At 56.8% G+C, this 25,907-nt stretch carries 24 protein-coding genes; 16 read left to right on the top strand and 8 right to left on the bottom strand.

Annotation, left to right across the window (positions count from 1 at the left end; translation table 11 throughout):
• Positions 1-39 precede the first annotated feature (39 nt).
• The 3 genes from CQ011_RS02550 (at position 40) to CQ011_RS02540 (ending at position 3,735) form a co-directional block, all read left to right on the top strand.
• The gene (locus tag CQ011_RS02550; protein WP_105674333.1) at positions 40-813 is read left to right on the top strand and encodes a DUF2637 domain-containing protein; all 774 of its coding nucleotides are present in this window, start codon (positions 40-42) and stop codon (positions 811-813) included.
• Positions 814-871: 58 nt separating this feature from the next.
• Positions 872-1,969, top strand: coding sequence for a GTP pyrophosphokinase (locus CQ011_RS02545; RefSeq protein ID WP_105674330.1), 1,098 nt, complete (start codon positions 872-874; stop codon positions 1,967-1,969).
• A gap of 164 nt (positions 1,970-2,133) precedes the next feature.
• Entirely contained in the window at positions 2,134-3,735 is a 1,602-nt protein-coding gene (locus CQ011_RS02540; RefSeq protein ID WP_105674329.1) for an ABC-F family ATP-binding cassette domain-containing protein, read from the top strand.
• Between the two features lie 107 nt (positions 3,736-3,842).
• Here CQ011_RS02540 and CQ011_RS02535 read toward each other — a convergent pair whose 3' ends face one another.
• From CQ011_RS02535 to CQ011_RS02525, 3 genes are read right to left on the bottom strand one after another with little or no spacing between them, the layout of a single operon-like run.
• On the bottom strand, positions 3,843-4,751 hold the full coding sequence (locus CQ011_RS02535) for an SURF1 family cytochrome oxidase biogenesis protein (protein WP_105674327.1): 909 nt from the start codon (positions 4,749-4,751) through the stop codon (positions 3,843-3,845).
• Positions 4,752-4,994, bottom strand: a complete 243-nt coding sequence (locus tag CQ011_RS02530; protein ID WP_105674325.1) for an acetone carboxylase — start codon at positions 4,992-4,994, stop codon at positions 4,752-4,754. It lies immediately after the preceding gene.
• Positions 4,995-5,399, bottom strand: a complete 405-nt coding sequence (locus tag CQ011_RS02525; RefSeq protein WP_105674323.1) for a DUF3099 domain-containing protein — start codon at positions 5,397-5,399, stop codon at positions 4,995-4,997.
• Between the two features lie 209 nt (positions 5,400-5,608).
• Between CQ011_RS02525 and CQ011_RS02520 the strand changes: the two genes are divergently transcribed.
• The gene (locus CQ011_RS02520) at positions 5,609-6,331 is read left to right on the top strand and encodes a beta-ketoacyl-ACP reductase (protein ID WP_105674321.1); all 723 of its coding nucleotides are present in this window, start codon (positions 5,609-5,611) and stop codon (positions 6,329-6,331) included.
• Positions 6,332-6,370: 39 nt separating this feature from the next.
• Complete coding sequence (locus tag CQ011_RS02515; protein ID WP_105674319.1) at positions 6,371-7,120, top strand: SDR family oxidoreductase; 750 nt, start codon at positions 6,371-6,373, stop codon at positions 7,118-7,120.
• A 92-nt stretch (positions 7,121-7,212) separates the two neighbouring features.
• Here the strand turns inward: CQ011_RS02515 and CQ011_RS02510 are convergent, their stop codons facing one another.
• From CQ011_RS02510 to serB, 3 genes are all read right to left on the bottom strand, one after another.
• Positions 7,213-8,046, bottom strand: a complete 834-nt coding sequence (locus CQ011_RS02510) for a GNAT family N-acetyltransferase (protein WP_286161058.1) — start codon at positions 8,044-8,046, stop codon at positions 7,213-7,215.
• Between the two features lie 46 nt (positions 8,047-8,092).
• The gene (locus CQ011_RS02505) at positions 8,093-9,832 is read right to left on the bottom strand and encodes a VanW family protein (RefSeq protein WP_105674315.1); all 1,740 of its coding nucleotides are present in this window, start codon (positions 9,830-9,832) and stop codon (positions 8,093-8,095) included.
• Between the two features lie 160 nt (positions 9,833-9,992).
• Positions 9,993-10,916: a phosphoserine phosphatase SerB gene (serB, locus tag CQ011_RS02500; RefSeq protein ID WP_105674313.1), complete on the bottom strand. Its 924-nt coding sequence runs from the start codon at positions 10,914-10,916 to the stop codon at positions 9,993-9,995.
• 108 nt (positions 10,917-11,024) lie between these two features.
• Here serB and CQ011_RS02495 point away from each other — a divergent pair, with 108 nt between their 5' ends.
• From CQ011_RS02495 to lplAB, 7 genes are all read left to right on the top strand, one after another.
• Entirely contained in the window at positions 11,025-11,465 is a 441-nt protein-coding gene (locus CQ011_RS02495) for a MarR family winged helix-turn-helix transcriptional regulator (protein ID WP_105674311.1), read from the top strand.
• Positions 11,452-12,843: an MFS transporter gene (locus CQ011_RS02490; protein WP_105674309.1), complete on the top strand. Its 1,392-nt coding sequence runs from the start codon at positions 11,452-11,454 to the stop codon at positions 12,841-12,843. The genes CQ011_RS02495 and CQ011_RS02490 overlap by 14 nt, the downstream gene beginning before the upstream one ends.
• A gap of 63 nt (positions 12,844-12,906) precedes the next feature.
• Complete coding sequence (locus CQ011_RS02485; RefSeq protein ID WP_105675002.1) at positions 12,907-13,698, top strand: ABC transporter ATP-binding protein; 792 nt, start codon at positions 12,907-12,909, stop codon at positions 13,696-13,698.
• Between the two features lie 15 nt (positions 13,699-13,713).
• Positions 13,714-14,520, top strand: a complete 807-nt coding sequence (locus CQ011_RS02480; RefSeq protein ID WP_105674307.1) for a sulfite exporter TauE/SafE family protein — start codon at positions 13,714-13,716, stop codon at positions 14,518-14,520.
• On the top strand, positions 14,513-15,349 hold the full coding sequence (locus tag CQ011_RS02475; RefSeq protein WP_502692870.1) for a TrmH family RNA methyltransferase: 837 nt from the start codon (positions 14,513-14,515) through the stop codon (positions 15,347-15,349). The genes CQ011_RS02480 and CQ011_RS02475 overlap by 8 nt, the downstream gene beginning before the upstream one ends.
• A 137-nt stretch (positions 15,350-15,486) precedes the next feature.
• Positions 15,487-15,744, top strand: coding sequence for a type B 50S ribosomal protein L31 (locus tag CQ011_RS02470; RefSeq protein ID WP_105674305.1), 258 nt, complete (start codon positions 15,487-15,489; stop codon positions 15,742-15,744).
• A gap of 99 nt (positions 15,745-15,843) precedes the next feature.
• Positions 15,844-16,899 (top strand): lipoate-protein ligase LplAB, encoded by a 1,056-nt coding sequence (lplAB, locus tag CQ011_RS02465; protein ID WP_105674303.1) that lies wholly within the window; start codon positions 15,844-15,846, stop codon positions 16,897-16,899.
• A 2-nt stretch (positions 16,900-16,901) separates the two neighbouring features.
• On the opposite strand, the gene pepN is transcribed toward lplAB, so the two are convergent.
• Together pepN and CQ011_RS02455 are read right to left on the bottom strand one after the other, a co-directional pair.
• A complete protein-coding gene (pepN, locus tag CQ011_RS02460; RefSeq protein WP_105674301.1) occupies positions 16,902-19,547 on the bottom strand; it encodes an aminopeptidase N in 2,646 nt (881 codons plus the stop codon).
• 53 nt (positions 19,548-19,600) lie between these two features.
• Positions 19,601-20,335 (bottom strand): FadR/GntR family transcriptional regulator, encoded by a 735-nt coding sequence (locus CQ011_RS02455; protein ID WP_105674299.1) that lies wholly within the window; start codon positions 20,333-20,335, stop codon positions 19,601-19,603.
• Between the two features lie 133 nt (positions 20,336-20,468).
• Between CQ011_RS02455 and CQ011_RS02450 the strand changes: the two genes are divergently transcribed.
• The 4 genes from CQ011_RS02450 (at position 20,469) to CQ011_RS02435 (ending at position 25,906) form a co-directional block, all read left to right on the top strand.
• Positions 20,469-22,088: an ABC transporter substrate-binding protein gene (locus tag CQ011_RS02450; RefSeq protein ID WP_105674297.1), complete on the top strand. Its 1,620-nt coding sequence runs from the start codon at positions 20,469-20,471 to the stop codon at positions 22,086-22,088.
• A gap of 82 nt (positions 22,089-22,170) precedes the next feature.
• Positions 22,171-23,127 carry an ABC transporter permease gene (locus tag CQ011_RS02445; RefSeq protein ID WP_181147959.1) on the top strand — a complete coding sequence of 319 codons (957 nt, stop codon included), beginning with the start codon at positions 22,171-22,173 and terminating at the stop codon, positions 23,125-23,127.
• Between the two features lie 2 nt (positions 23,128-23,129).
• Entirely contained in the window at positions 23,130-25,118 is a 1,989-nt protein-coding gene (locus CQ011_RS02440; RefSeq protein ID WP_502692869.1) for a dipeptide/oligopeptide/nickel ABC transporter permease/ATP-binding protein, read from the top strand.
• Positions 25,115-25,906 carry an ABC transporter ATP-binding protein gene (locus tag CQ011_RS02435; RefSeq protein WP_105674295.1) on the top strand — a complete coding sequence of 264 codons (792 nt, stop codon included), beginning with the start codon at positions 25,115-25,117 and terminating at the stop codon, positions 25,904-25,906. The genes CQ011_RS02440 and CQ011_RS02435 overlap by 4 nt, the downstream gene beginning before the upstream one ends.
• The last annotated feature ends 1 nt before the right edge of the window (position 25,907 follow it).

Genomic DNA, 25,907 nt, shown 5'->3' with positions numbered 1-25,907 from the left:
TTCCGATTCATCTCTCCAAAGTTAGGCCTGCCCCGCAGCATGGATACTCAGCAAGAAATTCCGCACGAACCGCACCGCGCCGTCCTTGGCACCGCCGTAGGAGCCACGGTCCTGATCGCGATTGGTGCATTCGTACTATCCTTCGCGGCGCTGACCGACTTGGCTGAACGCTCCGGCATTCAGGCAAACCTGGCCTGGATCTGGCCAATCATCATTGACGGCATGATCGTGGCGGCCACCGTTGCCATCGTGGCGCTTAACGGCTTCAACCGTAAAGCAATGATCTACCCGTGGTCCCTGCTGTTCTTTGGCGCGATCGTCTCGACCGCAGCAAACTCCACGCACGCGATCCTTACCGTGGATTCCATTGTTAACGGTGTGCCACCGCTGGTATCGGCACTCGTTGCGGCCATGCCTCCTATCGTGTTGTTGGCCATCACCCACCTGACCGTGCACATGTACCAGAAGAAGTCTGAAGCTGCGAAGCTTCGCGCTGCCTTCGACTATGACGAAGAGCAGATCAATGCCGAGAAGTACGGCGTCGCCTACGACGACGGTTACAACTCCGCCCTTTCTGATGCACAGCAGGCAGAAGCCGAGCGCGTGGCTCAGCTAGAACAAGAACACCAGGACGCTATCGCCCGAGCTCGGGCCGAGGCTATTGCTCAGTCGCGCTCGGAAAAGGTTACCCCGCTGAAGCAGGCTCCAGCAGTGGCTCCGGCAGCCGCTAAACCAGCTACCGCTGCTAAGCAGGCTGGCGAAGATAAGGCCCCGTTGTACGAGGATATGGCTAAGCGCCTGACCCGCCCATAGTTAGGGCGCGCACCGCATCGATCACCCACGGCATTTCATTACATTAGGAGGCACCACCATGGATCAATTGACCAGCAACACCGAACCGGAACAGTTCAGCGAACAAATCGACGAGGCGGTGTCTCGTTTTGGAACCGTGGGTCAGGAACTTGATGAGGTGTTGCGGGCGATGAAATCAAAAATTCGCTCGCTGTTTATCGATAGTGAAGTCCAACCCTTGTTTGTGACCGGACGAGTGAAGACCGCCGAGTCCTTCCGAGCAAAGGCTTCGCGCCAGTTACAGGAAACTCCAGATTCAAACCCGGTCTTGGAGTTCCCTAACCCGCTACGGGAAATCCACGACATGGTGGGTTTGCGCATTATCGTGATGCTTCCCCATGAAATCCAGCAGGTAGCCACGCTCATCAAGGCGCACCGCGAGGACTTTGATTGCCGCAGCGACCGAGAGAAAGACATTGGTTCGGTGGAATCCGGAACCTATGGTTACTCCTCTCGTCACCTGCTGCTCAAAACCCGCAATGAACCGAGCGTGTCAAAGTTCCAAACGGCTTTGGGCAAACCGGTGGTACCCAGTGGAAACTTCGTCTTTGAGGTGCAGATCCGTACGGTACTCCAGCATGCGTGGAGCGAGATGGAACATGACATCCGCTTTAAGCATCCGGGTGAAGCCGCGTGGAACCCGCAGATCGACAGGCATTTCACCGCCACCGCGGCCATGCTCGAAACCGTGGAAAACTACTTCACCGACATTGATGATCTCTACCATCGGATGAACGGTTATCACGACCGCGAAGGTGTAGGCACGCAGAAGCTGACCGGCGAAAAAATCGGCGAAATCTGGCAGACCCTGCTCCCACACGTGGACCGCAAGCGCGACGATGACTGGTCTTGGGCCGCCGAATTGCTCGGTTCCCATGGCATCGATCAGACCTGGCAGCTGGCCGAACTTTTGGATGCAAATGTGGTCACCGAGGTTCGCGCCGCATTGGATCACCGGTATTCTCCGGGGCCAGATAGGCTGCTTGACGACGTGTTGCTTTGGCGTTTTGGCAAAGCCCATATCGATAAGACCAGCGGTTCGGATTTGAAACGCGAGGCTTCGCTTCGTCGCAGGCTGATTCAAATGAAAGATTTCCGCTCCACACAGCGTCGTTAGCGCAACTGCCCGGCACCCCATATTGGGTGCCGGGCAGTGAGCGTTAAGATGTTGGTTCGCACACAGTAAGCCTGATCCCGCCTATACGACCGGTAGGATAGACAAGTTGCCCTTTATAAGGGCGAATAGTTTTTCCTTACCCCGTTTTGAAAGGGCCACACCATATGATTTCCGTAGCCAACCTTGAGCTACGCGTCGGCGCCCGCTTGCTGATGGACGAAGTAAATTTCCGCATCGACAAGGGCGACAAGATCGGACTGGTGGGTCGAAACGGTGCCGGTAAGACCACCATGACCAAGGTCTTGGCCGGAGAATCCCAGCCGGCTAGCGGTAACGTCTCGCTGAAGGGTTCCATTGGCTACCTGCCACAGGATCCGAAGACCGAGGACATGGAGCAGCTGGCGAAGGATCGCATTCTCGCCGCTCGTGGCCTAGACGTTGTACTCAATAAGCTGGCTAAGGCCCGCGATGAGATGGCTAGCGATGACGCGTCCGTAGCGAACAAGGCCATGGGCCGATATGACCGTCTGGAAGCCGAGTTTATGGCTGCCGGCGGCTACTCTGCCGAATCCGAAGCCGCGGCCATCTGTTCTAACCTAGATTTGCCAGAACGTATTCTTGAGCAGCCATTGCGCACCCTATCCGGTGGTCAGCGCCGCCGTGTGGAGCTTGCCCGCATCCTTTACTCGGACGCCGAAACGTTGCTGCTCGATGAGCCAACTAACCACTTGGACGCCGATTCCATCACCTGGTTGCGTGACTTCATCAAGAACTACACCGGCGGCGTGCTGATGATCAGTCACGACACCGGCCTGTTGGATGCCACCGTGAACAAGGTGCTCTTCCTTGACGCTAACCGCGCCACGGTTGATGTGTACAACATGAACTGGAAGCGTTACCAGACTCAGCGCGAAACCGATGAGCGTGCTCGTAAGCGCGAGCGCGGCAACATTGAGAAGAAGGCTTCGGTCTTGATGGCTCAGGCCAACAAGATGAAGGCTCGTGCCTCCGGCGCTTCCGCCGCGCAATCGATGCTCAAGCGTGTTGACCGCATGCTCTCGGGCCTGGAAGAAGTACGCGCGAACGATCGTGTTGCAGCTTTGCGCTTCCCGGATCCAGCCCCTTGTGGCAAGACCCCAATGATGGCCGAGGGCCTATCGAAGGCCTACGGTTCCTTGGAAATCTTCACCGATGTATCGCTGGCTATCGACCGGGGATCAAAGGTAGTCATCCTGGGCCTGAACGGCGCGGGTAAGACCACCTTGCTGCGGATGCTTGCCGGCGTTTCGCAACCAGATACCGGAACGATCATTCCGGGACACGGTTTGAAGATCGGTTACTTCGCCCAGGAGCACGACACCCTGGATCCGGATGCGACGGTGCTTGAAAATATGCGCCGCAACGCGCCGGAACACCTCGGCGATGCCGACGTGCGTTCGATTCTTGGTTCTTTCATGTTTGTTGGCGACGACGTCTCGAAGCCAGCCGGAGTACTCTCCGGTGGTGAGAAGACCCGTCTGGCCTTGGCTACTATCGTGGCTTCCAGCGCTAACGTTCTGCTGCTCGATGAGCCTACTAACAACCTTGACCCGGCCTCGCGTGCCGAGGTACTTGGTGCACTGTCCAGCTTCCCAGGCGCCGTAGTGATGGTCAGCCACGATGAGGGCGCAGTGATGGCACTGAAGCCCGAGCGCGTGGTCATCTTGCCTGACGGCGACGAGGACTTGTTCAACGAGGGCTACCTGGAATTGGTCTCACTGACCTAAGCCAGTACAGCTTAAAAGCCGTGGGCCACCATCCATAGAGGATGGTGGCCCAAGGCTTTGCTGATCCTAAAGAAGAGCCCACGGCCACCGGCCGTGGGCTTGTTGCGTTACTGGGGTTTGTCGCCGCCCTTGGGCGAATCTTCATCTAGCATGAGATCCTCATAGGCCTCATCGGTCAGCGACCCGTCGCGGCGGAACTTCTTCTCTTCCTTCGCGCGTAGCTTGCGGACCCGGTGAATTGGTTCATCAAAGCCCAACGCCTTGGCCTCGGCGAGCTCGGCGGCGTCTTCGGCGTTGATCTTGCGCTGTTGCTTCGCCGCGTACCAGAAGCCTACGAAGGATAAGATCCCAAAGAAGTACCACTGGAACTCGTAGGAAAGGTGTGGACCTTCATCGGTGTCCGGTGCATCCAAGGGCTGTGGTGCTGTGGCCGGAGCTGGGTCTTCCTCATACATGATGCCGTAGGCACCTTCGGAGATCGGGTAGGGAAGTTGCGCGGCATATGTGGGCAGATGAATGGAGGCGAGCTGGCCATCGGGGGCCCCGCGATCCAGTTTGATCTCCCCGGCCTTCAGTCGTGCGTCCACCGTGACCGTTCCAGCAGGAGCGGCGGGAACCGCATCGGGGCGACCGTTTTCGGAGTTGCCGATAGGGAGGAACCCGCGGTCGATAACTACCGTGGTACCGGATTCGGTGCGGAACGGAACCAGCACCTCATATCCCGGGCGGGAAGCCTTAATCCTGTTGCGTACGATGCGCGTGTCTTCGCTGAGGTACTGACCGGTGAGCTCAACGGTCATCCAGGTGTCTTCTTCAGGCAATGACTTGAACTTCTCCAGCGCCTGGTCACCGGAAATCGGTGTGGCGTCGTAGTTGTTGTTCACGTGGGAAATGCCGGTGAGTACCTCGGTGCGACGATCAGACTGCCATTTACCGAGCCCGGCGCAGGCTGCAGCAAAAATGACGACCAGTAGCAACCAGCCAACCCAGCGGGTGCTGGCCAAAAAACGATACATTTACTGATTAGCTCCTTCGCCCATGGGCAGGGTGTCCTTATAGAGCAAACGCTCTTTCAGATAGGTTTCTAACCACTCGCGGTGCTCAGTACAGGCCAACCAGATCTTTCGGCGCTCTGGGGTATGAATCTTGGGGTTATTCCATAAAATCTGAAAAGCTGCCGGCGCCCGGCATCCCTTACGCGAGCATTGAACTTCGGTAGGCGCAGAACTCGCGCCTGCTAATGAACCGAGAAGATCCATTTATGCCTCCTTAGGTACGTCGGATGGGGGAGCAGGGTCGGTCAGTGTGCCCTCGATGATCACGATCTCTGGTTCGTTGACCGGGGTAGGTCGGACCGTGTTTTCTAGCTGCTCCGGATCTTTGGCCGTAAAAAATTCTGCGGGCGGTTCGCGCCTTGTCAGGTCTGCCCCGCCGTTGGCGATGACTACGGCGATATAGGGCAAGATCACCGCTCCGGCGAGAAGTACCCAGCGGACCCAGCCTTCAAAGAAGAACGCCAAGATGAAGCACAGCATACGCACGGTCATAGAAATCGTGTATTTGCGTATGCGCAGGTCACGCTCCGAGGTGTGAGACTCGCGCGCTTCGGTAATTCGGTGAACCGGCTGGTCCTTTGGACCATGGTTCGCATGCTGGTGTGACATAGCTTTCGAACTTCGCTCAACGGGGCTATTTCTGCCTTCATTCTCTCACTTGTGCCTGTGAGAACCGAATTTCTACATGCCGTCGAAGCTGTAATACTGCGTGGTAACTAATAGGATTGTTCTCAGACTAGCTACTGACCTAAGCAAAGTGTCTGTTCTGGCGCCCCGTAACCGACGGAGTGCGCCGACGGCATGGATGGAGAATTACATTGAGCACGGAAACCACCAACGGCCGCAGCGTACTGGTGACCGGCGGAAACCGCGGAATTGGCCTAGCCATCGCGCGTTCCTTCGAAGCCAACGGGGACAAGGTTGCCATCACCTACCGTAGTGGTGAGGTTCCCGAAGGACTGCTCGGCGTGAAGGCCGATGTTACCGACGCCGAATCAATCGATGCGGCGTTCAAAGAGGTTGAAGCGGCCCACGGACCGGTCGAAGTACTCATCGCTAACGCCGGTGTAACTAAAGACACGCTGCTGCTGCGCATGAGCGAAGATGACTTCACCTCGGTGATCGACACTAACCTCACCGGCGCCTTCCGCGTGATTAAACGAGCCAGCAAGGGCATGCTTCGCCTCAAGCGTGGCCGTGTTGTGCTGATCTCCTCGGTGGTTGGGCTTTACGGTTCACCGGGCCAGATCAATTACGCTGCGTCCAAGGCCGGCCTCGTGGGCATTGCTCGCTCACTGACCCGCGAACTTGGCTCACGTAATATCACCGCAAACGTGGTGGCGCCAGGCTTTATCAACACCGAAATGACCGCGGTACTTCCAGAAGAAACTCAGAAGTCTTACCTCGCCTCCATCCCGGCCAACCGCTTTGCCGAGCCGGAAGAGGTCGCCAACGTGGTGCGCTGGGTTGCTAGCGATGAAGCAGCCTACATCTCCGGGGCGGTTATCCCGGTTGATGGCGGCCTTGGCATGGGCCACTAAAACTACCCCCAATTTTTGATTTACCTAAGGAGTAAAAAGTTGAGCGAATACAAGGGTGCAATCGTCACCGGCTCGTCGCGCGGCATCGGCGCGGTCACCGCACAGGAACTGGCAGCAGAAGGCCTGGGAGTAGTTATCAACTACCGCGCCAAGGCGCCACGTGCGAACAAGATCGTGGCAGCTATCGAAGACAAGGGCGGCAAGGCCGTTGCTGTAGGTGCCGACCTGACCACCACCGAGGGTCCCCAGGCATTGGTTGACGCGGCCGTAGAGAACTTCGGAACGTTAGACGTACTGGTGCTCAACGCCTCCGGTGGCATGGAAACCTCCATGGGGGAGAACTACGCGCTCCGACTTAACCGCGACGCTCAGGTCGCCATGCTCGAGGCTGCCTTGCCAGCAATGAGCGAGGGTGGCCGTGTGGTCTTCGTGACCAGCCACCAGGCGCACTTCATCAAGCAGGTCTCCACCATGGAAGCCTACGACCAGGTTGCACAGTCCAAGCGCGCCGGTGAAGATGCCTTGCGTGAATTCATTCCAAAGCTGGCCGAGAAGAACATCAATTTTGTGGTGGTCTCCGGTGACATGATTGAGGGCACCATCACCGCCACACTGCTTAATCGCATGGAGCCAGGCGCTATTGACGCGCGTCGAGAAGCGGCCGGTAAGTTGTACTCGGTTGAAGAATTTGGTGCCGAAGTTGCCAAGATGGTCTTCGCTGACGTGGAAACCGGACACACCGAACTTGTTGGTGGCGCCGGTGACTTCTTGAAGCAAGCTGAGCAGTAAGAACCTGTTCGCCAAGTAGTTTTTTTAGGCCTGTCGTTCGCTCCCGCACAGGAGTCGAACGGCAGGCCTTTATGCTGCACCGTAAGCGCCCTTTAGAGCTGCGTCCGGCTCCAGCGGTAAGGCGTAGTGGTGGAGACCTTCAGCAGGCCGTAGCGCTCCAAGATGGGTCTGGAATACTCAGTTGAGTCACTATGGATCAGAGTTTTGCCCAGGTCCAGGGCGGCTCGTGCCCGAGCGGCGGTCAGCGCCCGATAAATTCCTTGCCCACGGTAGGCCGCAACGGTTGCGCCACCCCAGATGCCTGCAAAATCCGTGCCAGGAACCGGTTCGAGGCGACCTGCACTGAGTATTTCTCCCGTACTGTTCTCCGCCACCCACAATTGCATTCCATCCGCGGTGGCCAAACGACGAAGAATCGCCTCGGCGTGATGCGCTGATACCGCTTCTCCAAAGGTCAGGTCCTGCATCGCGGTCATCGCGCGAACATCAGCTTCGGAGAAGATCTGACGAAGTCTGACACCAGCCGGTAGCGGCGTTTCGGCACTCAGATCGGCGGCTCGCCCGACCATGATTGACTCGCTAGCGTCGACTGCGAAACCGTGTGCAAGTAACTGCTCGTGCAGACCCGGCGCGTGGTCATGACCCCGGCTCTTCCATTCGACGTCGTGGATTTCTGGTTGCTCTCGAAAGTAAGCGAGCGATTCGCCGACCAGAGATGCCAGGTTGGTGTCATCGGTCGGAGCAATGTGGGCATAGGTGATAAACCCCTGACCGCCCGTGAAATTGATCAGCCGTAGGGGACCTAGACGCTGAACCTTTACGGCGCTGGGAGTCTCCGCATCGGTACGTAATTGCCCGTCATAGTAACTAAGGTATGGGCTGGCTAAACTTTCACGCACAAATTCTCCTGCTGGTTTCGAGTTCAAAAAAGGCGCCTCTTGAATGAATCAAAAGGCGCCTTGAAATTTTGAGTTACGGCTTCTTGCCGCACACTACCTTGTGCCAAGGCTGGTAGGTCCAGCTCTTAACATCTGGTGGAAGAGTTTTGGAGCCATCAATCGTGCTGCGGTTACGCGTGATGTCGATGCTAAAGCCCTTCTGCCCACCACTTTCCGAAACACACTTATCGGCTGGGTTGTACCGGGTCTCAGGGTTAGTCATGTTGTACTTGCCCGAGCTCTTCTGGCTAACCTTCCAGTACTTCGTGCTCCACAAGCGGGTGTGAACACGATCGCCACTGACCCACGCCTGAATCATCACGCCGTAAGGGGTGTTGTTCTTCCACACCATGTCAACTTGGCCTTCCCAGAGGGTGGCTTCACGACCTGCTGGGTAGCGGTCAAACCAACGGGAGTGTGGCTTGTGCGTGACGTCGTCATATCCGGCGAGGAAGCCGACGTTGTATAGCTGAGTGGAAACCTGTGAGAGCCCGCCACCAACTGCCTCGGTACTGAAACCGCTCTCGACCACACCGGAGCTAAAGTAGCCGTTTGCCACGGTAATTGGGCCCAGTGCCTGAAGCAGTGAGAAGTTCTCTCCGGGCTTGATCACGGTTCCGTTGATGCGATCTGATCCGGCATGCAGGTTCTTGGTGCGCACCCTATCGGAGGTTGGGTACGGGGTAGAGAATTCAACGATCTCTTCCTTGATACCCAACTTCTTAGCATCCGCGGTGGTGAATTCAGCCTCGGAAGTTTTGAGAACAACCTGTGCGGTGCGTTCTTTAGTTTCGGTGGCGGCTAAGACCTTTGCGCCCAGTCCCTTAGTTTCCAAGGCCAGACCCGTGGTCGACTTGGTGATGGTTGGCTTGCCGCCGGAGAGGGTAATTCGTGCGTTCTTTGCGGTGCTGCTGAACTCAGAATTCGTGGTGGCTGCTTTAAACAGTTTTTTATCATCCAAGGTGATCGCTGGTGCGCCATCCTTGGGAGTGTAACTTGCAGTCGCCGCGATGGCTGCAGCCGAAATATCGACCTTCTTCTTATCCGAGGTGAGGCTGACTTTGTCCTTCAACAGGGCTTTGACCTTGTCGTCGTAGAAAGACTGCAAGGTATCCTCGGAAATTTCAGGCTTGGCAATTTCGCTAGGCAATTCGATTGCCGGTGCGCCGATTCGCCAGTCGCTGGTGAGGACCTTCGCAGCCTCATCTTGTTTCAGGCTCACCCCATCTACGGGCTTGACCAGTTTGGCTTTGCCCTCGGCAAAGGTGATATCGCCTTCGGTTACCTTAGCGTCAGCCTTTTTCGCTAACGCCGCCAGCTGCGAAGTCAGCTTGTCCTGATCAACGTCGATGCTAGCGGTGGCCGTGTATTTGCCCGTCAGACGGTCGATGAGTTCTACCGGATTTGCCTCGTAGCCGGTCAGATCTGCGACGGTGTCGTCAACGTTGAGCGTCAGCCCAGCCTTGACTGGGTCCATCTTGTAGTTCTGCGAGTTGATCTGCACGTCGAAAGGCTTCGAAGCTATCGGAACAACAGACTTGTTCAGGGCAGCTCGGGCGTCATCCTGGCTCATTGATCCGATGCTCACCCCAGCAATGCTGGCGTTCGCTGGAACTTGGGCACTAATAAGAGCGGCGCCACCGAAGTAGAGTGCTGCTGCCGCCACCACGCAGGAACCAGTGATGATCCAAGGCTTGGCTTTGTTTCGGCTCTGGTCCTTAGACCGTTTGCTTGGCGATGGCGAGGAGGAACTGTCCGGGGAGGGGGTCTGCACTTGTCTGTTAGCTCTTTCGAAAAGCGATTGGGGCCGGGCCCGAGACGCGAATTTTTACTTCGCCGCGCATCGGTGCACCAAAAGAAATACTAACTGTTGGAACAACCGATGCATGGCGTTGTGGGGGTAAACACCGAAATTGTTATCGACTTGTTGGATTTCAAGCGTCAAAGTCGTCTAAAACTAGGTCGGCGATCACATCTAGGCGACTAAAATCAATGCGTGCACCGGACTGCTCGCGCAAGGCTGGTTTCGCATTAAACGCTACACCCAGTCCTGCTGCGGTGACCATGTCTAGGTCGTTGGCGCCATCACCGGCGGCAATAGTTGCTGACATGTTGATGCCGTGTTCGGCAGCCCACGCGCGCAACATCTTTTCTTTCATCGCGCGGTCAACTATTTGCCCGTGCACGGTGCCATCAAGCAGTCCGTCGGTAATTCCCAGCGTATTTGCCAACGCGTGATCCAACTTCAGCTCTTGAGCCAGGGGATCAAGGATTTGCTGGAATCCGCCGGAAACAACACCCACTACGTGACCGGCTGCGTGCATCCGCTGAACTAATTCGCGTGCTCCGTCGGAGAAAATAACTCGAGAAATGACCTCGTATAAGACCGATTCCGGTAGGTCTTTCAGCGTTGCTACGCGTTGGATTAAGGACTGGGCGAAGTCCAGTTCACCGCGCATTGCGGCCTCGGTGACGGCTGCTACCTCTTGTTCGCGTCCGGCGTGGGCAGCGAGAAGCTCGATGACTTCCTGTTTGATCAGTGTTGAATCAACGTCCATCAAGAGCAAGATGCGTTTGGCATCGGTCAGCGCGCTGTCCAGAACCGTCACACAGGCTTCGCCGGCGGAGAAAATTCCTGAGTCGACCAAAGCATCAAAGCTAGCTAATGCTTTGGTGCGCAAGTCCAGGGTGTCGACGTTTTCGATCCGGGTCTTGGCGACCCAGCGGGTAGCCGACTCGTGCACGCTAAAAATTGCCGCCGTGGCGGCAGGCAGTTGATTACCTAGCTGCGCAAGGAGTTCATCAAAACGTTCACGGGGGAGTGCTGGGCGGGATACGAGGGTCAAAGTTGAAGCCATGAAACTATTTTCGGTGGTGCAAGCGAGTACGACCAAACATGACGTCGTAGTAAAGCAGGTGAGATAAAACATCAACTCACTTGTACAAGTTAGTTGTAGAATAGTTAAATGACCTCATCGCCAGCAGATCCCAACCTTGCAGATGACCTACTCGACGCCATTTATCCGTTATTCGGAATGCTCAATAAGGTTCGAAGTATTTCCGCTGGGAAGCTTGGCATTCTGAGTTTGGCTGAGGAACAAGGAAAAATTACGGCGGCCGCCATGAAAGACAAGGTCGGGGTCAGCCAACAAGCGATTTCCTTGGCAGCCAAGGAGTTAGTCGAAATGGGACTTCTGGTGCGTACCAAGGATCCGGCAGACCTGCGCCGCACCTGGTTCGCACTAACCGACTCCGGGGCCCAAAAACTTCACGCTGAACGCCAACTGGCACGGACGGCACTGGCTGAGATGATCAACAAAAACCTCGCTCCCACACAGCAAGAATCGATCCGCCACGCACTGACAGCACTAACTCATATTTCGCGAGGTGGGCATGAAGCAAACTAATTCCAATCTTGTCCCGACATTAATCTTTGCGGCGTTATCCACCGCGATTGTCAGTTCCTTAGGGATGCTCTTAGTTCCTTCCATCGCCGCGACCTACGAAATTTCGGTCAGTGCAGCCCAATGGATGTTGACGGTCAACCTCCTAGCCGGTGCGGTCGCCACCCCGGTGATGGGCAGGCTCAGCGACGGGCCACACAAGAAAAAGCTCTTGCTCTATTCCCTGGTGATCATTTTGTTGGGCTCCATCCTCGCGGCACTGGCCCCAACCTTCGGGATATTCCTCATCGGACGCGCCATGCAGGGTCTGACTTACGGCATCGTTCCGGTGACGATTGCCCTGGCAAGGCGATATTCGGATCCCAAAACCGTGCACCATGCAATTTCCTCGTTGTCCGTTACCGTTGCCACCGGTATCGGCATCGGATATCCACTGACCGGTGTCATTGCCGGGATGTTTAGCTTCCAGTGGGCCTTCTGGTTTGCCGCGGTGTTTGTATTCATCGTGATCTTCGTGGTGCTACGCATCGTGCCCGACGGACCCGATGAGAATGCACCACGCACAAAATTCGACTTTGCCGGAGCCATGCTCCTAGCTGCCGGACTGGGCCTGCTCCTACTAGGCATCAGTGAAGGCTCGCACTGGGGTTGGATTTCTGCTCGCACCGTCCTAGTTCTTGCAGTGGCAGTTATCTTGCTGTTCATCTGGGTGAAAACCGAGTTGCGGATAACTCACCCGCTGATCAACCTGCGCACGCTACGCCAAGGTGAAGTACTGCTGGCAAACTTCGCCGCAATCGGTCTCGGCGCGGCCCTCTATATCGGCATGTCCGTGGCCAGTCTTGTCGCGCAGGCCCCGGAAACCACCGACTTCGGGCTCGCACTACCGATCTTATGGGCTGGATTTGTCATCATGCCGCTATCGGTAGGCAGCCTGGTCGCTAACCGTCTGGTGCGCCGGCTCGGGCATCGAGTGGGATACCCAGCATTGTTACCCATCGGCGCGGTACTTTTTGCGGCGGCTGCAACCTTCCTCTGGCTAGCGCACGGCGCACTATGGGAGCTTCTGCTGGGAATGCTGGTCTTTGGACTAGGCATGGGTGCCAGCTACGCGGCCATGCCAGCACTTATCGCGCGCAGCGTCGCGGCCGAACAGTTGGGTAGCTCGGTAAGTTTCAACCAGGTGCTACGTACCGTGGGTAGTTCCTTCGGTACCGCGGTCTCCGCCGCAATCATCGCCATGCACGCAGATTCCTTCGGTGCCACCACGGGTCAGGGCGTCACTTTGTCCTTTGCAGTGAGCGCTATTGGCTGTATTTTGCTCGGTCTGGCGCTGACCGTTCACTTCTTTTATCGCAAACAAAAGAGCAACGAGTCTTAATCCACATCGGTAATGGTGTTTTCAATTAGTGAATCAGGCAACGAAAGTCTAGGCTTAAAAACCATGAGCGAAGTGCTAACTTTCAACGATGTCAGCGTGGTGCGCGGGCGTAAAGACCTGCTCAAGGACGTGTCCTGGGAAGTCAAAGAAGGCCAGCGGTGGATCGTGCTGGGCCCGAATGGCGCCGGCAAATCAACCCTGATGAATATTGCAGCCACCCGTCTGCACCCCACCCGCGGCACCGCGGGCATTCTGGGCGAAACCATGGGTAAGGTCGACGTTTTCGAACTGCGACCGTTGATCGGCCTGAGCTCCTCACTGGTAGCCAACGCCATCCCGGCTAATGAAACCGCACTAAATGTGGTTCTCACCGCCGCCTACGGCATGACCGGACGCTGGCGTGAGAAGTACGAGAAGCTCGACGAGCGCCGTGCGTTCTCGATGCTCCACCAGTGGGGCATGTCCACCTTCATGAACCAGCCATTTGGCAAGCTCTCCGAAGGTGAGCGCAAGCGCGTATTGATTGCTCGCGCCTTGATGACCGACCCGGAACTGCTGATTCTTGACGAGCCAGCCGCTGGGCTGGATCTGGCGGGACGCGAAGAACTCGTCGCCCAGCTGACCGAGCTTGCGGCGAATGAAGAAGCTCCGGCTTTGGTTTTAGTGACCCACCACCTGGAAGAAATTCCACCGGGCTTCACCCATATCTTGATGCTCAACGCAGGTGAGGTAGTCGCCGCCGGCGAGATCGCTTCCACCCTGACCGAAGAAAACCTCAAGGCAACCTACGGGATGGATTTGAGCGTGCGCGAAGTGGACGGTCGTTATAGCGCCGTCGCACGCCGAGCGAACTAGGGGTAACACCACACCGTGATCGAATTTTGGCGTGAAGCGTTAATCCTGCTTGGCGGCCTGTGGGCCGGAACCATCAACACCGTGGTTGGTTCTGGCACGCTGGTAACCTTCCCCATCTTGGTGGCCTTAGGTTTTGCGCCGGTTAACGCGGTGGTCTCCAACGCAATGGGCCTGATCGCCGGGGGATTCTCCGGCGCCTGGGGCTACCGTCGAGAAGCTGCCAGCGTCAAAAAGACCTTGCTCAAACTTGTCCCGGTCTCCCTCATTGGCGGACTGATCGGTTCACTCTTGCTGCTGAACCTGCCCGAATCGGTGTTCGGCGTGGTGGCTCCGGTCTTGCTGATCTGCGCGCTGGTGCTGGTGATCTTCCAACCCAAACTCTCCGCATGGGCTAAAACCCGGCAGTCAGAACGCGGCGGAAACGATCCCGATGAGGCAGACCGGGCCAAGATCCCCACCATTCTCTACGTGCTGGTCTTTGTTATCGGCGTGTATGGCGGTTACTTCACCGCCGCTCAGGGTGTCTTGCTGATGGCAGTCTTCGGTGTTTTCCTGCAGGCTTCCTTGCAACAGTCCAACGCGATCAAGGTCATTCTTTCGCTGATGGTCAACATCGTGGCGGCCGCCATGTACCTGCTGATCGCCCCGGAACGCATTCACTGGATTGTGGTGCTGCTGATCGCCGTGGGTTCGTTGATCGGTGGATTTATTGGTGCCAAGGTAGGGCGCAAGCTCTCGCCGGGGTGGCTACGAGTCATCATCGTTATTCTTGGCAGTATCGCGCTAGTGAATATGGTGTACAAGTTGGTCGCTGGTGCCTGAGATCGTTAATCCCGAACGCATCATGCATATTGCAGACCTGCAAGATGCACGCCTCGATGAGTATCTGCGACTGTCCGAAGCGCACCTGCGGATGCGCAGTGACGTGGAAAACGGCCTGTATATTGCCGAGAGCACCACGGTAGTTTCCCGCGCAATCAACGCCGGGCACGTACCGCGCAGCTTCTTGCTGGCCGAAAAGCATCTGGATCAGCTGACCGAAGAATTTGCGCGTTTCCCGGACGTCCCAATTTTTGTCGGTAGCGATGAGCAACTTCAAGACTTGGTAGGTTTCCATCTGCACCGCGGTGCGATGGCTTCGATGAACCGTCCAGATCCACTGGACTTGAGTGAAGTGCTTGAGCAGAGTTCACGGATCGCTATCCTCGAAGACATCGCCGATCATACAAACTTAGGCGCCATTATGCGTTCGGCCTCAGGGCTGGGCGTGGACGCGGTATTGATTACCCCCAAGTGTGTGGACCCCTGGTATCGGCGAAGTGCACGCGTCTCAATGGGCACCGTATTTGACCTGCCGTGGGTCAGGCTCACCTCCTGGCCCCAAGACATCAACATTCTTAAATCTCATGGCTACACCATGCTGGCCATGGAGCTCACCGAGGACGCGGTGTCCCTGGCCGAGGTTGAAATGACTGAGGGTAAAAAATTCGCGATGATCTTGGGCAACGAAGGTAGGGGAGTAACCGAAGAAACCCTGAGCCTGGTGGACCAAGCGGTGATGATCCCGATGCACCGTGAGGTGTCATCGCTGAACGTGGGAGCGGCCAGCGCAATCGCCTTCTGGGAACTGTGCTCTTCGACACCCAATTGAGTTTCACGCAGCGTGCTTGCGTGAGATAGGATGGAATGTCTGTGTGTCGACCTTTTGGGGTTCAAGACGCAGTAAAATTTCCGAGCAAGTGGTTGCTGGCAAAATCCAGTGGCCTATCTACATAAAGGTGTATAGCTATGAAGGCTGATATTCATCCAAAGTACGGTCCAGTTGTCTTCAACGACCTGGCATCCGGCGAGCAGTTCCTGACCCGTTCGACCCGTTCGTCGGACAAGACCGTCGAGTGGGCAGATGGCAACACCTACCCAGTGGTCGACGTCGAAATCTCGGCTGCATCGCACCCGTTCTACACCGGTAAGCAGCGCATCATGGACACCGCTGGCCGTGTCGAGCGCTTCAACGCCCGTTTCAAGGGCTTCGGCGGCAAGAAGTAATTCTTCGCCCCTCGCAAGCTTTTTACGGCACGATTTCAGTTCAACTGAAATCGTGCCGTTTGCATTTAAGCCCGGGTGCCAAGGCGATAGAATCGACTTATGATGCATCATGGCGAATACAAAGTAGTCGGCGGCAAATTAGTCGTTGTTGATCTCGATAGTGACAACGGAGTGATCGTTAACGCTTCGCTTAACGGCGACTTTTTCCTTGAACCGGACGAGGCACTCGAAGACCTCAATGCGGCACTGAACGGTCTGCCTACCGATGCTAGCCATGGCACCATCCGCGATGCGGTCAACAGCAATTTGCGCGAAGGTGCGGTGATGTTCGGTTTTGATGCCGACGCGGTGGCGCGCGCGGTCCGCCGAAGCCTGGGTCACGCCACCAAATGGGAAGATCACCAGTGGGAAATTCTCGGCCCAGAAATCATTCCAGTAGCCGAACAGGTTGCTCTGGACGAGGTGCTCACCCGGCAAATCGGCACCGGTGAGCGAAAGCCTACGATCCGTTTCTGGGATTGGGACGAATCGGCGGTCGTTATCGGCTCCTTCCAATCACTAAAAAACGAAGTGGACATGGAACAAGCCACACACCACGGAATTAAAGTGGTGCGCCGCATTTCAGGTGGCGGGGCAATGTTCATGGAAGCCGGAAACTGCATTACCTACTCCCTGTACGCCCCCGATTCCCTGGTGGATGGGATGAGCTTTGCCGATTCCTACCCGTTCCTTGACGCGTGGGTCATGCAGGCGCTGGATTCATTGGGCATCAATGCCTTTTACAAGCCACTAAACGATATCGCCACGCCGAGTGGAAAGATCGGGGGAGCGGCCCAAAAACGATTGGCTAAGGGCGCGTTGCTGCACCACGTCACCATGAGCTATGACATCGATGCGCAGAAGATGGTGCAGGTGTTGCGCATTGGGCGCGAGAAGATCTCGGATAAAGGTATTACCTCGGCGGTCAAGCGAGTGGATCCGCTAAAATCACAGACCAGTGAGAATCGGGCGCAAATCATTTCCACCATGATGGACACCTTTGCAGCTCGGACTAACGCCACCGTTGTTGAATTAGATAACGCAACGCGAAAAGCCGCCCAAGACCTGGCTCAAACTAAGTTTGATACCGAGGCTTGGACGGCTCGCGTTCCCTAAAACTACCGGCTAGCGCGGCTGTGTTGCTGCGCATTCAGGCTTCGCTCAAGCTCCGCGCGCTGTTCGAGGAGAATGCGTAGCAGTGCTGCCGGAGCCCCCTGATGATGTTCCATCCAGATGTTTCCGGCCTGCAAGGTTGGATTTTCTTCCGGTTCGCCGGTCAGATCCTGCGAACCCGGGTAAAGGCCCTCGATGACGCGAGTAGCAAATTCCATGCTCATCGTTTCAAAGACCGGCAGGATTGCAGCCCAGTAACGCGACTGGAATCCAGCCAATAGGCTGGCCGAGCCCATCGCAAAACCGTCGGCGATCGCCGAAAGAGCATCGTTTGATAAGGGGCCGTGTGCATCGTGGCCCATCAAAACGGTGTCAAAAGCAGCTTCTTTTACGTTCGCATCCGGACGGGCAGCCAACGCGGTGCGGACCGCGTTTTGTGCCACGCTCGTAGGATTGAGCTTCGCAGCCTCATGCATGCGCGCTTCGGCCTGTGCGTCGATTCCGCCTGCGGCCGCCAATGCAATGTAGCTTGCCCAGCGCAGTTGCTCGTCAACGGTGACCCGGTAAGGATTCTCTTCCTCTGCCAAGAAGGAATCGATGACCTCGCGTGCCACACCGGAACGCGCCAACCGAGCTAGCGTGCGCGCGGTGGTGGTCTGCTGGTCGCTACCAGCGTCGAAATTCACCAGCCAGCCGGTAAGAACTTCAGCAGCGCGTTCGCGGATCGTAACTCGCAATTCCGGGGCGACATACTTGGAAATCGAAGTGACCAGCTGATCAAGCAGCATCGCAAAGACACCTGAATCGGTCACGGTGTGCGCATGTTCCAAAATGGCGTTGACATAGGTCTGCGAAGCGAGCTTGGACTGACGCACCGCGTCCCATAGGGAGGCCCAGCTGGTGGCACGTGGTAAAGATTCCTGCAACGATCCAAGGTTTCCCAGCAACGTTTTCAGTGAGTTTTCATCAAATTCAATGAGCGCGTAGGTTTCATCTCCCACGTTGGGCAAGATTAGATCGGGCAACCGCTGACCGACCAGGAAATCTAGCTCGACGCTTTCTCCGGTCAGCTCTACACGCTGCGTTGCGGTGCGCTTGAGCACACCATCGGTCAGCGTGTAGGCACCGACGGTGAGCACGTGGGGTCGCACAATTGCTTGGCCGCTAATTGGATCTACGCCATGCTGTTCAAGATTCGCAGCGGTGAGGATTCCGGCGTCATCCACGGTGTAGTTCACCGCGAGTTTAGGCACGCCACTGGTCTTCAGCCAAGCATCAGCCCAGCTGCGCATATCTCGTCCACTGGCTTTTTCTAGTGCCTGCAGGAAGTCTTCCAAGGAGGTGTTGGCGTATTCGTGTTGACGGAAGTACGCCCGCGCCGCGTCACGGAAGGCTTCTGGCCCGACAAAGGCGGCCAGCTGCTTGAGCACACTTGCGCCCTTGGCATAGGTGATGCCGTCGAAGTTCTGGTCTGCGGCCAACAGATCTGGAATATCGGCCACGATCGGGTGGGTGGTTGGCATCTGATCTGCCACGTAGGCCCACGCCTTGCGGCGCGCGGCAAAGGTAGTCCACGCGGTGGTGAACTCCGTGGCTTCATCGTTAGCAAGCGTTCCGATGTAGTCCGCAAAGGATTCCTTCAACCACAGGTCATCCCACCAGGTCATGGTCACCAGGTCGCCGAACCACATGTGCGCCATTTCGTGCATGAGCGTATTAGCACGCTGCTCATACTGGGCTTCGGTGGCGTGGGAGGTAAATACATAACGTTCGGTGAAGGTGACGAGGCCAGGATTTTCCATGGCGCCGAGGTTATATTCGGGAACAAACGCCGAATCGTATTTGCCCCATGGGTAGGGGTAGTCAAAGAGCTCGTGGAAGTAATCCAGGCCTTGGCTGGTGAGCTTGAGAATTTCTTCGCCGTCGAAGTGCTCTGCCAACGAGGCACGGCAGGTGGCTGCCATTTCAATGTCTAGCGATTCGCCATCTGCAAGTTTTTGCACGTGGGTACCGCGCACCACGTGGTACGGGCCGGCGAGGACCGCGGTGATATAGGTGGAGATCGGGCCGGTCGGTGCGCAGGCGACGGTCTTAGTGCCATCGCCATGATTCGTCTCGTCGATGATCTGCTGGTTGCTGGCCAGATGCCAGTCTTCGGGGCCGGTAAGAGTGAATTGGTAGCTGGTTTTAAGATCCGGCTGTTCGAAGCAGGCAAAAACACGGCGTGCTTCCGAGGGCTCAAACTGTGTGTAAAGGTAGGTCTGGCCGTCTTGTGGATCCACAAAGCGGTGCAGTCCCTCGCCGGAGCGTGAGTAGCTGGAGCGTCCGGTAACACGCACGGTATTAGCCGCGTCCGTCCGTAAACCATCAAGGTAGATGCGGGCGTCGAGTACAGCGTCCGCGACGGAGATTTCTGCTCCATTAACTACGATGCTTTCAATTGACTCGTGAATGTAGTCAATGAAGGTCTGCGGTGACTTTGAAGAGAAGTTCAGCGTTGTGATCGCGGTGTAGGAAGTTTCCTGCGCTTGGGTGGCGTTACTCAGATCAAGCTCTACGGCTGCGTAGTGCCAGCTGATGTTTGCGGCGCGCCAAGCGGCCTCATCACGTCGAAGGTTCTCATTGGGTGCATAGCGTTCTAATGTGTCCACCCTTACAGCTTAGCTGTGAAATGAATGTTTGATAATGCTGAGCGAGGCGAAAATTAATTTGCCCGGCCACGCATTACGGCAAGTAGCTGGCGTATTCCTTGGAAATGATCTGCAAGTAATAGGCGTGCGGCATCGATGTCTTTGGCGCGAACTGCGTCAAAAATTGCACGGTGTGCCGCAGCAGTTTCAACCAGTGTCGGGTTGTCTGGTTGTTCTTCACCGATCACATCATGGATGGAATGGTAGACCTCCCAGAAGACGCCTAAGAGATTTGATAACAAGGTGTTGTTGAGCGGCTCAAAGAGGATTCGGTGAAAGTCGCGGTCTGCATCGGCAAACATGTCACCCTCCTGCGCCGATTGCTCCATGCGAATCACCGTAGCTTCGAGGGCTTGAAGATGCTCCTCGCTGACCACGCGAATTGCCTGGCCAATGAGTCCCGTTTCCAATGCCTGGCGAACTTCTACTAATTCTCCCGCCTCATGTCCGCGATGGCGTAAGGACATCTGGCCGCGAAATGCCAAGGAATCATGTAGCGCGCTGAGATTATTTTCGGCAACAAACATGCCAAAGCCGTGCCTGGTGTCGATAATCCCGAGGGCTTGGAGCACCTTCACCGCTTCGCGTAAGGAATTGCGCCCGACGCCTAGTTCGGCCATAAGTTCTTGCTCGGTGGGTAGGGGATCCCCGGGCAGTAGGTCGCGATTTAAGATCAGTGCGGTGATGTCGGAGGTAAGCGCCCGCAGGCGTGCCTTCGCGTCTAGGCGTCGCGGCCCGATTATTGCCATGAGCTTCTCCAGATTCTCAAAATTTCATATGTGAGCCAGTTGACCATAGCTAGTGACTCCGATTACAGTCTAGTCTATAGATCGGACATCCTACGTCCGACGAACTCACTTTATTTCCTTGGAGGTGGCATCGATGGCACTTAATGAAGTGGCAAACAAGCCCTTTGCTCGTCGAGACTTTTTGAAGATTACCGGCATGGTGGGCGCGGCCGCGGCATTCTCTGCCAGCCTTGCTGCCTGTTCCTCGGGCGACACCGGCACCAGCGGTTCGGGATCCAGCGGAGGTGCAGCGGCTGCAGGCACGCTGACCGCCGGAATTTCCTACGCACTATCGACCGGGTTTGACCCGATGACTTCCTCGGGCGCAACCCCATTTGCGGCCAACATGCACATCTTCGAAGGTCTTGTTGATCTGCACCCTGCAACCCGCGAACCATACCTCGCCTTGGCTGCTGCGCAGCCGGTTCAGGTCAACGACACCACCTGGGAAGTGGCACTACGCAAGGACGCGAAGTTCCATAACGATACTCCGGTCACCGTAGAAGACGTGGTTTACTCCTTCGAACGCGTGCTCGACACGAAGAATGCTTCGCTGTTCGCGCAGTTCATCCCGTTCATCAAGTCGGTCAAGGCCAAGGATAAGAGCACCCTATCCTTCACGCTGAACTACGCCTTCCCACTGTTCCCAACGCGTATTTCGGTAGTCAAGGTGGTCCCGAAGGCAGTTGCCAGCAAGGATCAGGTTAAATTTGACGCGGCTCCGGTAGGTTCGGGCCCGTACAAGTTTGTCTCCGCCACCAAGGACGACAAGATCGAATTCGTAAAATTTGAGGGCTACAACGGCAGCCAAACTGCCAAGGCCGACAAGATGACCTGGTTCTTGCTCTCCGATGCAGCAGCGCGCGTCACCGCAATGGAATCTAACCGTGTGCAGGCCATCGAAGATGTGCCATACCTCGACGTGGACCGTCTCAAGCAAAAGGTCAACGTTGAATCGGTGCAGTCCTTCGGATTGCTCTTCTTGATGTTCAACTGCTCCGAGAAGCCATTCGATAATGTGTTGGTCCGTCAGGCACTGCACTATGGTTTGGACACCGAGTCAATCATCCAGACCGCACTGCTGGGTAACGCTAAGGCCGCGACCTCGTACGTTCAGGACACTCACCCGGAATACGTCAAGGCCGACACCGTCTACGGCTATGACCCGGCAAAGGCCGAAGCACTGCTGAAGGAAGCTGGAGTCAGCAACCTAAAGTTCGAGCTGAAGACCACCGACACCTCCTGGGTCAAGGACATTGCTCCGCTGATCCTCGAATCCTGGAATAAGATCCCAGGTGTCTCGGTCACCATGCAGAACCTGCAGTCCGGTGCCTTGTATGCAGACAACGTTGACGCAGGAAAGTTCACCGTTGTTGCTGCACCCGGTGACCCCTCGGTATTCGGCAACGACCTTGATCTGTTGCTCTCCTGGTTCTACCGCGGAGACGTGTGGCCAAAGGCCCGCTTCCGCTGGAGCGAAACCAAGGAATGCAAGGACCTGCAGAAGATGCTGGACCAGGCAGTTAAGTCCGAAGACCCAGCCAAGGCCAAGGAAATCTGGGCTAAGGCAATTAACCTGATTGCTACCGAGGTTCCGCTTTACCCGGTACTTCACCGCCAGTTGCCTACCGCATGGAACTCCGACGCGCTGGAAGGCTTCGCCCCATTGCCGACCACCGGTATGTCCTTCATTGGCGTAGCACCTAAGGCATAACCTGCTTTCGGTTGGCCGTACCACCAGGTGCGGCCAACCAAACCAGTTGACCATTCGCTTCCCAACCCAACGGAGTAATTGCGTGGGAAATTTTCTTAACCTGCTGCTGCGGCGCTTAGCCGCGCTGCCCGTGATGATTCTGGGCATTTCGCTGCTGGTATTCATCATCTTGAAGCTCGCCCCGGGCGACGAAGCAACCAGTGCCCTCGGTGAAGGCGCCTCACAGGACGCCAAGGAAGCCTACCGTGAAGAACGCGGGCTCAACGATCCGATCTTCATCCAATACTTTGCTTTCCTCGCCCGCCTGATCCGCCTCGACTTCGGCTATACCACCCCGCCGGCCCAGTCGGTGAGCACCATGATTCAGGGCGCTTTCCCGCTGACCTTGCAGTTGACCTTCTTAGGCGTGATTATTGCCGTCGTCATCTCGCTAGTTTTCGGCGTACTCGGTGCCCTCTACCGTGATCGCTGGCCAGACCAAGCGGTTCGCATTCTGTCCATCGCAGCCATCGCAACCCCATCCTTCTGGTTGGGCATCTTGCTGATCCAGTGGTTTGCACTAGGCGCCAACCCGCTCTTCCCCTCCGGCGGTGCAGCAGCACCGGGCAGCGGTTTTGTCCCGTGGCTGACCCATATGGCCTTACCTGCTCTGGCCTTGGCCATCCCGGTCTCTGCCGGCCTCACCCGAGTGGTTCGTACCTCGATGGTTGAAGAACTGGACCGCGATTATGTGCGCACCGCCATTGGTAACGGCGTGCCACGCAACGAGGTCGTTAGTCGCAACGTACTACGTAACGCGCTCGTCACCCCGGTCACCGTGCTGGGTCTACGCATCGGTTACCTGCTCGGCGGCGCCGTGGTCATTGAAATGATCTTCTCCCTGCCGGGGATGGGCCAACTAATCATGAACGGCATCACCAACCACGACACCAATCTGGTCCAGGGCGTAGTGCTGACCATCGCGATCACCTTTGTCTTGGTGAATATCGCAGTGGACCTGTTGTACCTGCTGATCAACCCACGTATTAGGACGGTGTAGCGATGACCATCATGGCCCCACGCAACAATCTGGTGCAACGACTCAGCACCGGAGGCACACGTTTCCGCTCGCTGAACCTCGGCTCCAAAATTGCCCTGGTCTTTCTAGTGATCATCGGTGTGATGGCGGTGCTAGCACCGCTCATTTCCCCGCATGACCCGCTGGCCACCGGTATTCCTGCCCAAGCTCCCGGTGCCGAACACCTCTTTGGCACCGACCGGCTGGGCCGCGACATTTTCTCTCGGCTACTTCACGGTGCCCAAGCCTCGCTGTTAGTGGGTCTTGGATCCGTCGCGCTGGCGTTAGTCCTTGGCGGACTGCTGGGCGCTCTCGCAGCCACCAGCTCCAAGTGGGCCAACGAGACGATTATGCGCATTATGGACATGCTGATGGCTTTTCCTGGTATCGCCTTGGCGGCCGCGCTGCTCGCCTCTCTGGGCAACACCTTGCCGGTGATCATCTTGTCGATTGCGATTATCTACACCCCGCAGATCGCTCGAGTGGTGCGCGCCAACGTGCTGGCCCAATGGGGCGAGGACTACGTGCGTGCCGAACGCGTGATCGGAGCCGGACGCTTCTTCATCCTCGGTACCCACGTGCTACGAAACTGCGCCGCCCCGGTCCTGGTTTTCGCCACCGTAATGGTTGCCGACGCGATTATCTTGGAAGCATCACTCTCCTTCCTTGGCGCAGGTATTCAAGATCCCGCACCAAGCTGGGGCAACGTGATCTCTTACGGACGCACCCTCGTACTCAACGGCGCGTGGTGGGCCACCACCTTCGCCGGTCTCACAATCTTGCTGACCGTGTTGGCACTGAACATCCTCGCCGAAGGCATGACCGATGCACTGGTCAACGTCAGGGGCGGCGGCAAAAAGCGTGCCAAGAGTGAAGAGCAAGCAGCGGTGGCCAAGCAGGCAGTAGACGAGCACGCACACGAGCGTTTGCGCCGCGAATTGAACCTACTGGCAGACACCGAAGCTAAACGCACCGACCGATTAGTGCTCGAAGATTCCCAAGCTCGCACCATCTTGGAGGTCAAGAACCTCTCGATCCGTTTCCCCGATCGATATGGGCAGACGGACATCGTGCAAAACGTGTCCTTCACCGTACGCGAAGGCGAGACCATGGCCCTGGTGGGGGAGTCCGGTTGCGGCAAGTCGATTACTTCGCTGGCAATCATGGGCCTACTCGGTCCAAGCGCGGAACTTTCCGGTTCCATCACTTTCGAGGGCAAAGAACTGCTGCCGGCAACCGCTGAGGGTGGCACGTTAGCCGGAGATGACAAGGTCTATAAGGGTTTGCGCGGCGAACAAATTGCCATGGTCTACCAAGACGCGCTGTCTTCATTAAATCCTTCGATGCTCATCGGCGAACAGCTGCGTCAACTAACCCGCCGCGGTGGACGCAAGACACCGGAAGAACTACTCACCCTGGTCAAGCTGGATGCGGCGCGCACCATGCGTTCATACCCGCACGAGCTCTCCGGCGGACAGCGCCAACGTGTGCTGATCGCAATGGCGCTCTCGCGTCGTCCGAAGCTGGTGGTTTGTGATGAACCGACCACGGCGCTAGATGTCACCGTGCAAAAGCAGGTTGTTGAACTGCTCAATGAACTGCGTGAACAGCTCGGCTTTGCCATGGTTTTCGTCAGCCATGATCTGGCCTTGGTCGCCTCACTGGCACACCGAGTCACCGTCATGTACGCCGGACAAGTGGTTGAATCAGGGCCAATCCGTTCGGTACTGGCAAACCCGCATCACGAATACACGCGCGGATTACTCGGAGCGGTGCTTTCCATCGAATCGCAGGCCGATCGCCTGCACCAGATTCCTGGCACCGTGCCTAGCCCGTATGACTTTGTCAGCGGAGATCGCTTCGCTGAACGCAGCCAGCGGCTGGACGCGGATCCAACCCAAGCGACGCAGTTTGTTGCGGTGGCCGAAAACACCGAGCACCACTGGGCCAGCCACGAAGGAGTCAAGCTATGACACCGATCATTGAACTGCAAGATATTCACGTGCACCACAAGATTCGTGGCGGCAAGCTCTTCTCCCCACGCCTGATCAAAGCGGTCAATGGGGTTAACTTCTCGGTATCGCGCGGTGAGACCGTGGGCATTGTGGGCGAATCTGGCTGTGGAAAGTCGACTCTCGCCTCGGTGCTGGTGGGTTTGCAAGAACCAACCAGCGGTCAGGTGCTTTTTGCTGGCAAGCCGGTCAACAAGCGAAATGCGGCCGGCCGTAAAGAATTTGGTCGGGCCGTGGGCGTTGTCTTCCAGGATCCAGCCACTGCGCTGAACCCGCGGATGAGCATTATGGACACGCTCACCGACCCCTTACGGGTACACGGTATTGGTAATGCCAGCTCACGGCGCAGCCGCGCACTGGAACTGCTTTCAGTGGTCGGTTTGCCAGCCTCTGCAGCTACCGCACTACCCAACCAGGTTTCCGGCGGACAGCGCCAACGCGTGGCAATCGCCCGTGCGTTAGCCCTGGAACCGGAGGTGATCATCGCGGACGAACCAACGAGTGCGTTGGACGTCTCGGTCCGCGCCCAGGTGCTGAACCTGCTGACCGACCTGAAAGATCAGCTGAACCTCGGCATGGTCTTTATCTCCCACGATATTCAGACAGTGCGTTATGTCTCGGACCGGATCTGCGTGATGAACTCCGGCCAGCTGGTCGAAGAGGGCAACGCGGCGCAAGTTTTTGATGCACCGACCAATGACTACACCCGTACACTACTGGGCGCAGCACCCTCGCTGCTCCAGCTCTAAA

It is taken from the genome of Arthrobacter sp. MYb213 (assembly GCF_002979915.1).
Lineage (GTDB): Bacteria > Actinomycetota > Actinomycetes > Actinomycetales > Micrococcaceae > Glutamicibacter.
This window is presented reverse-complemented; position numbering and strand designations above follow the sequence as displayed.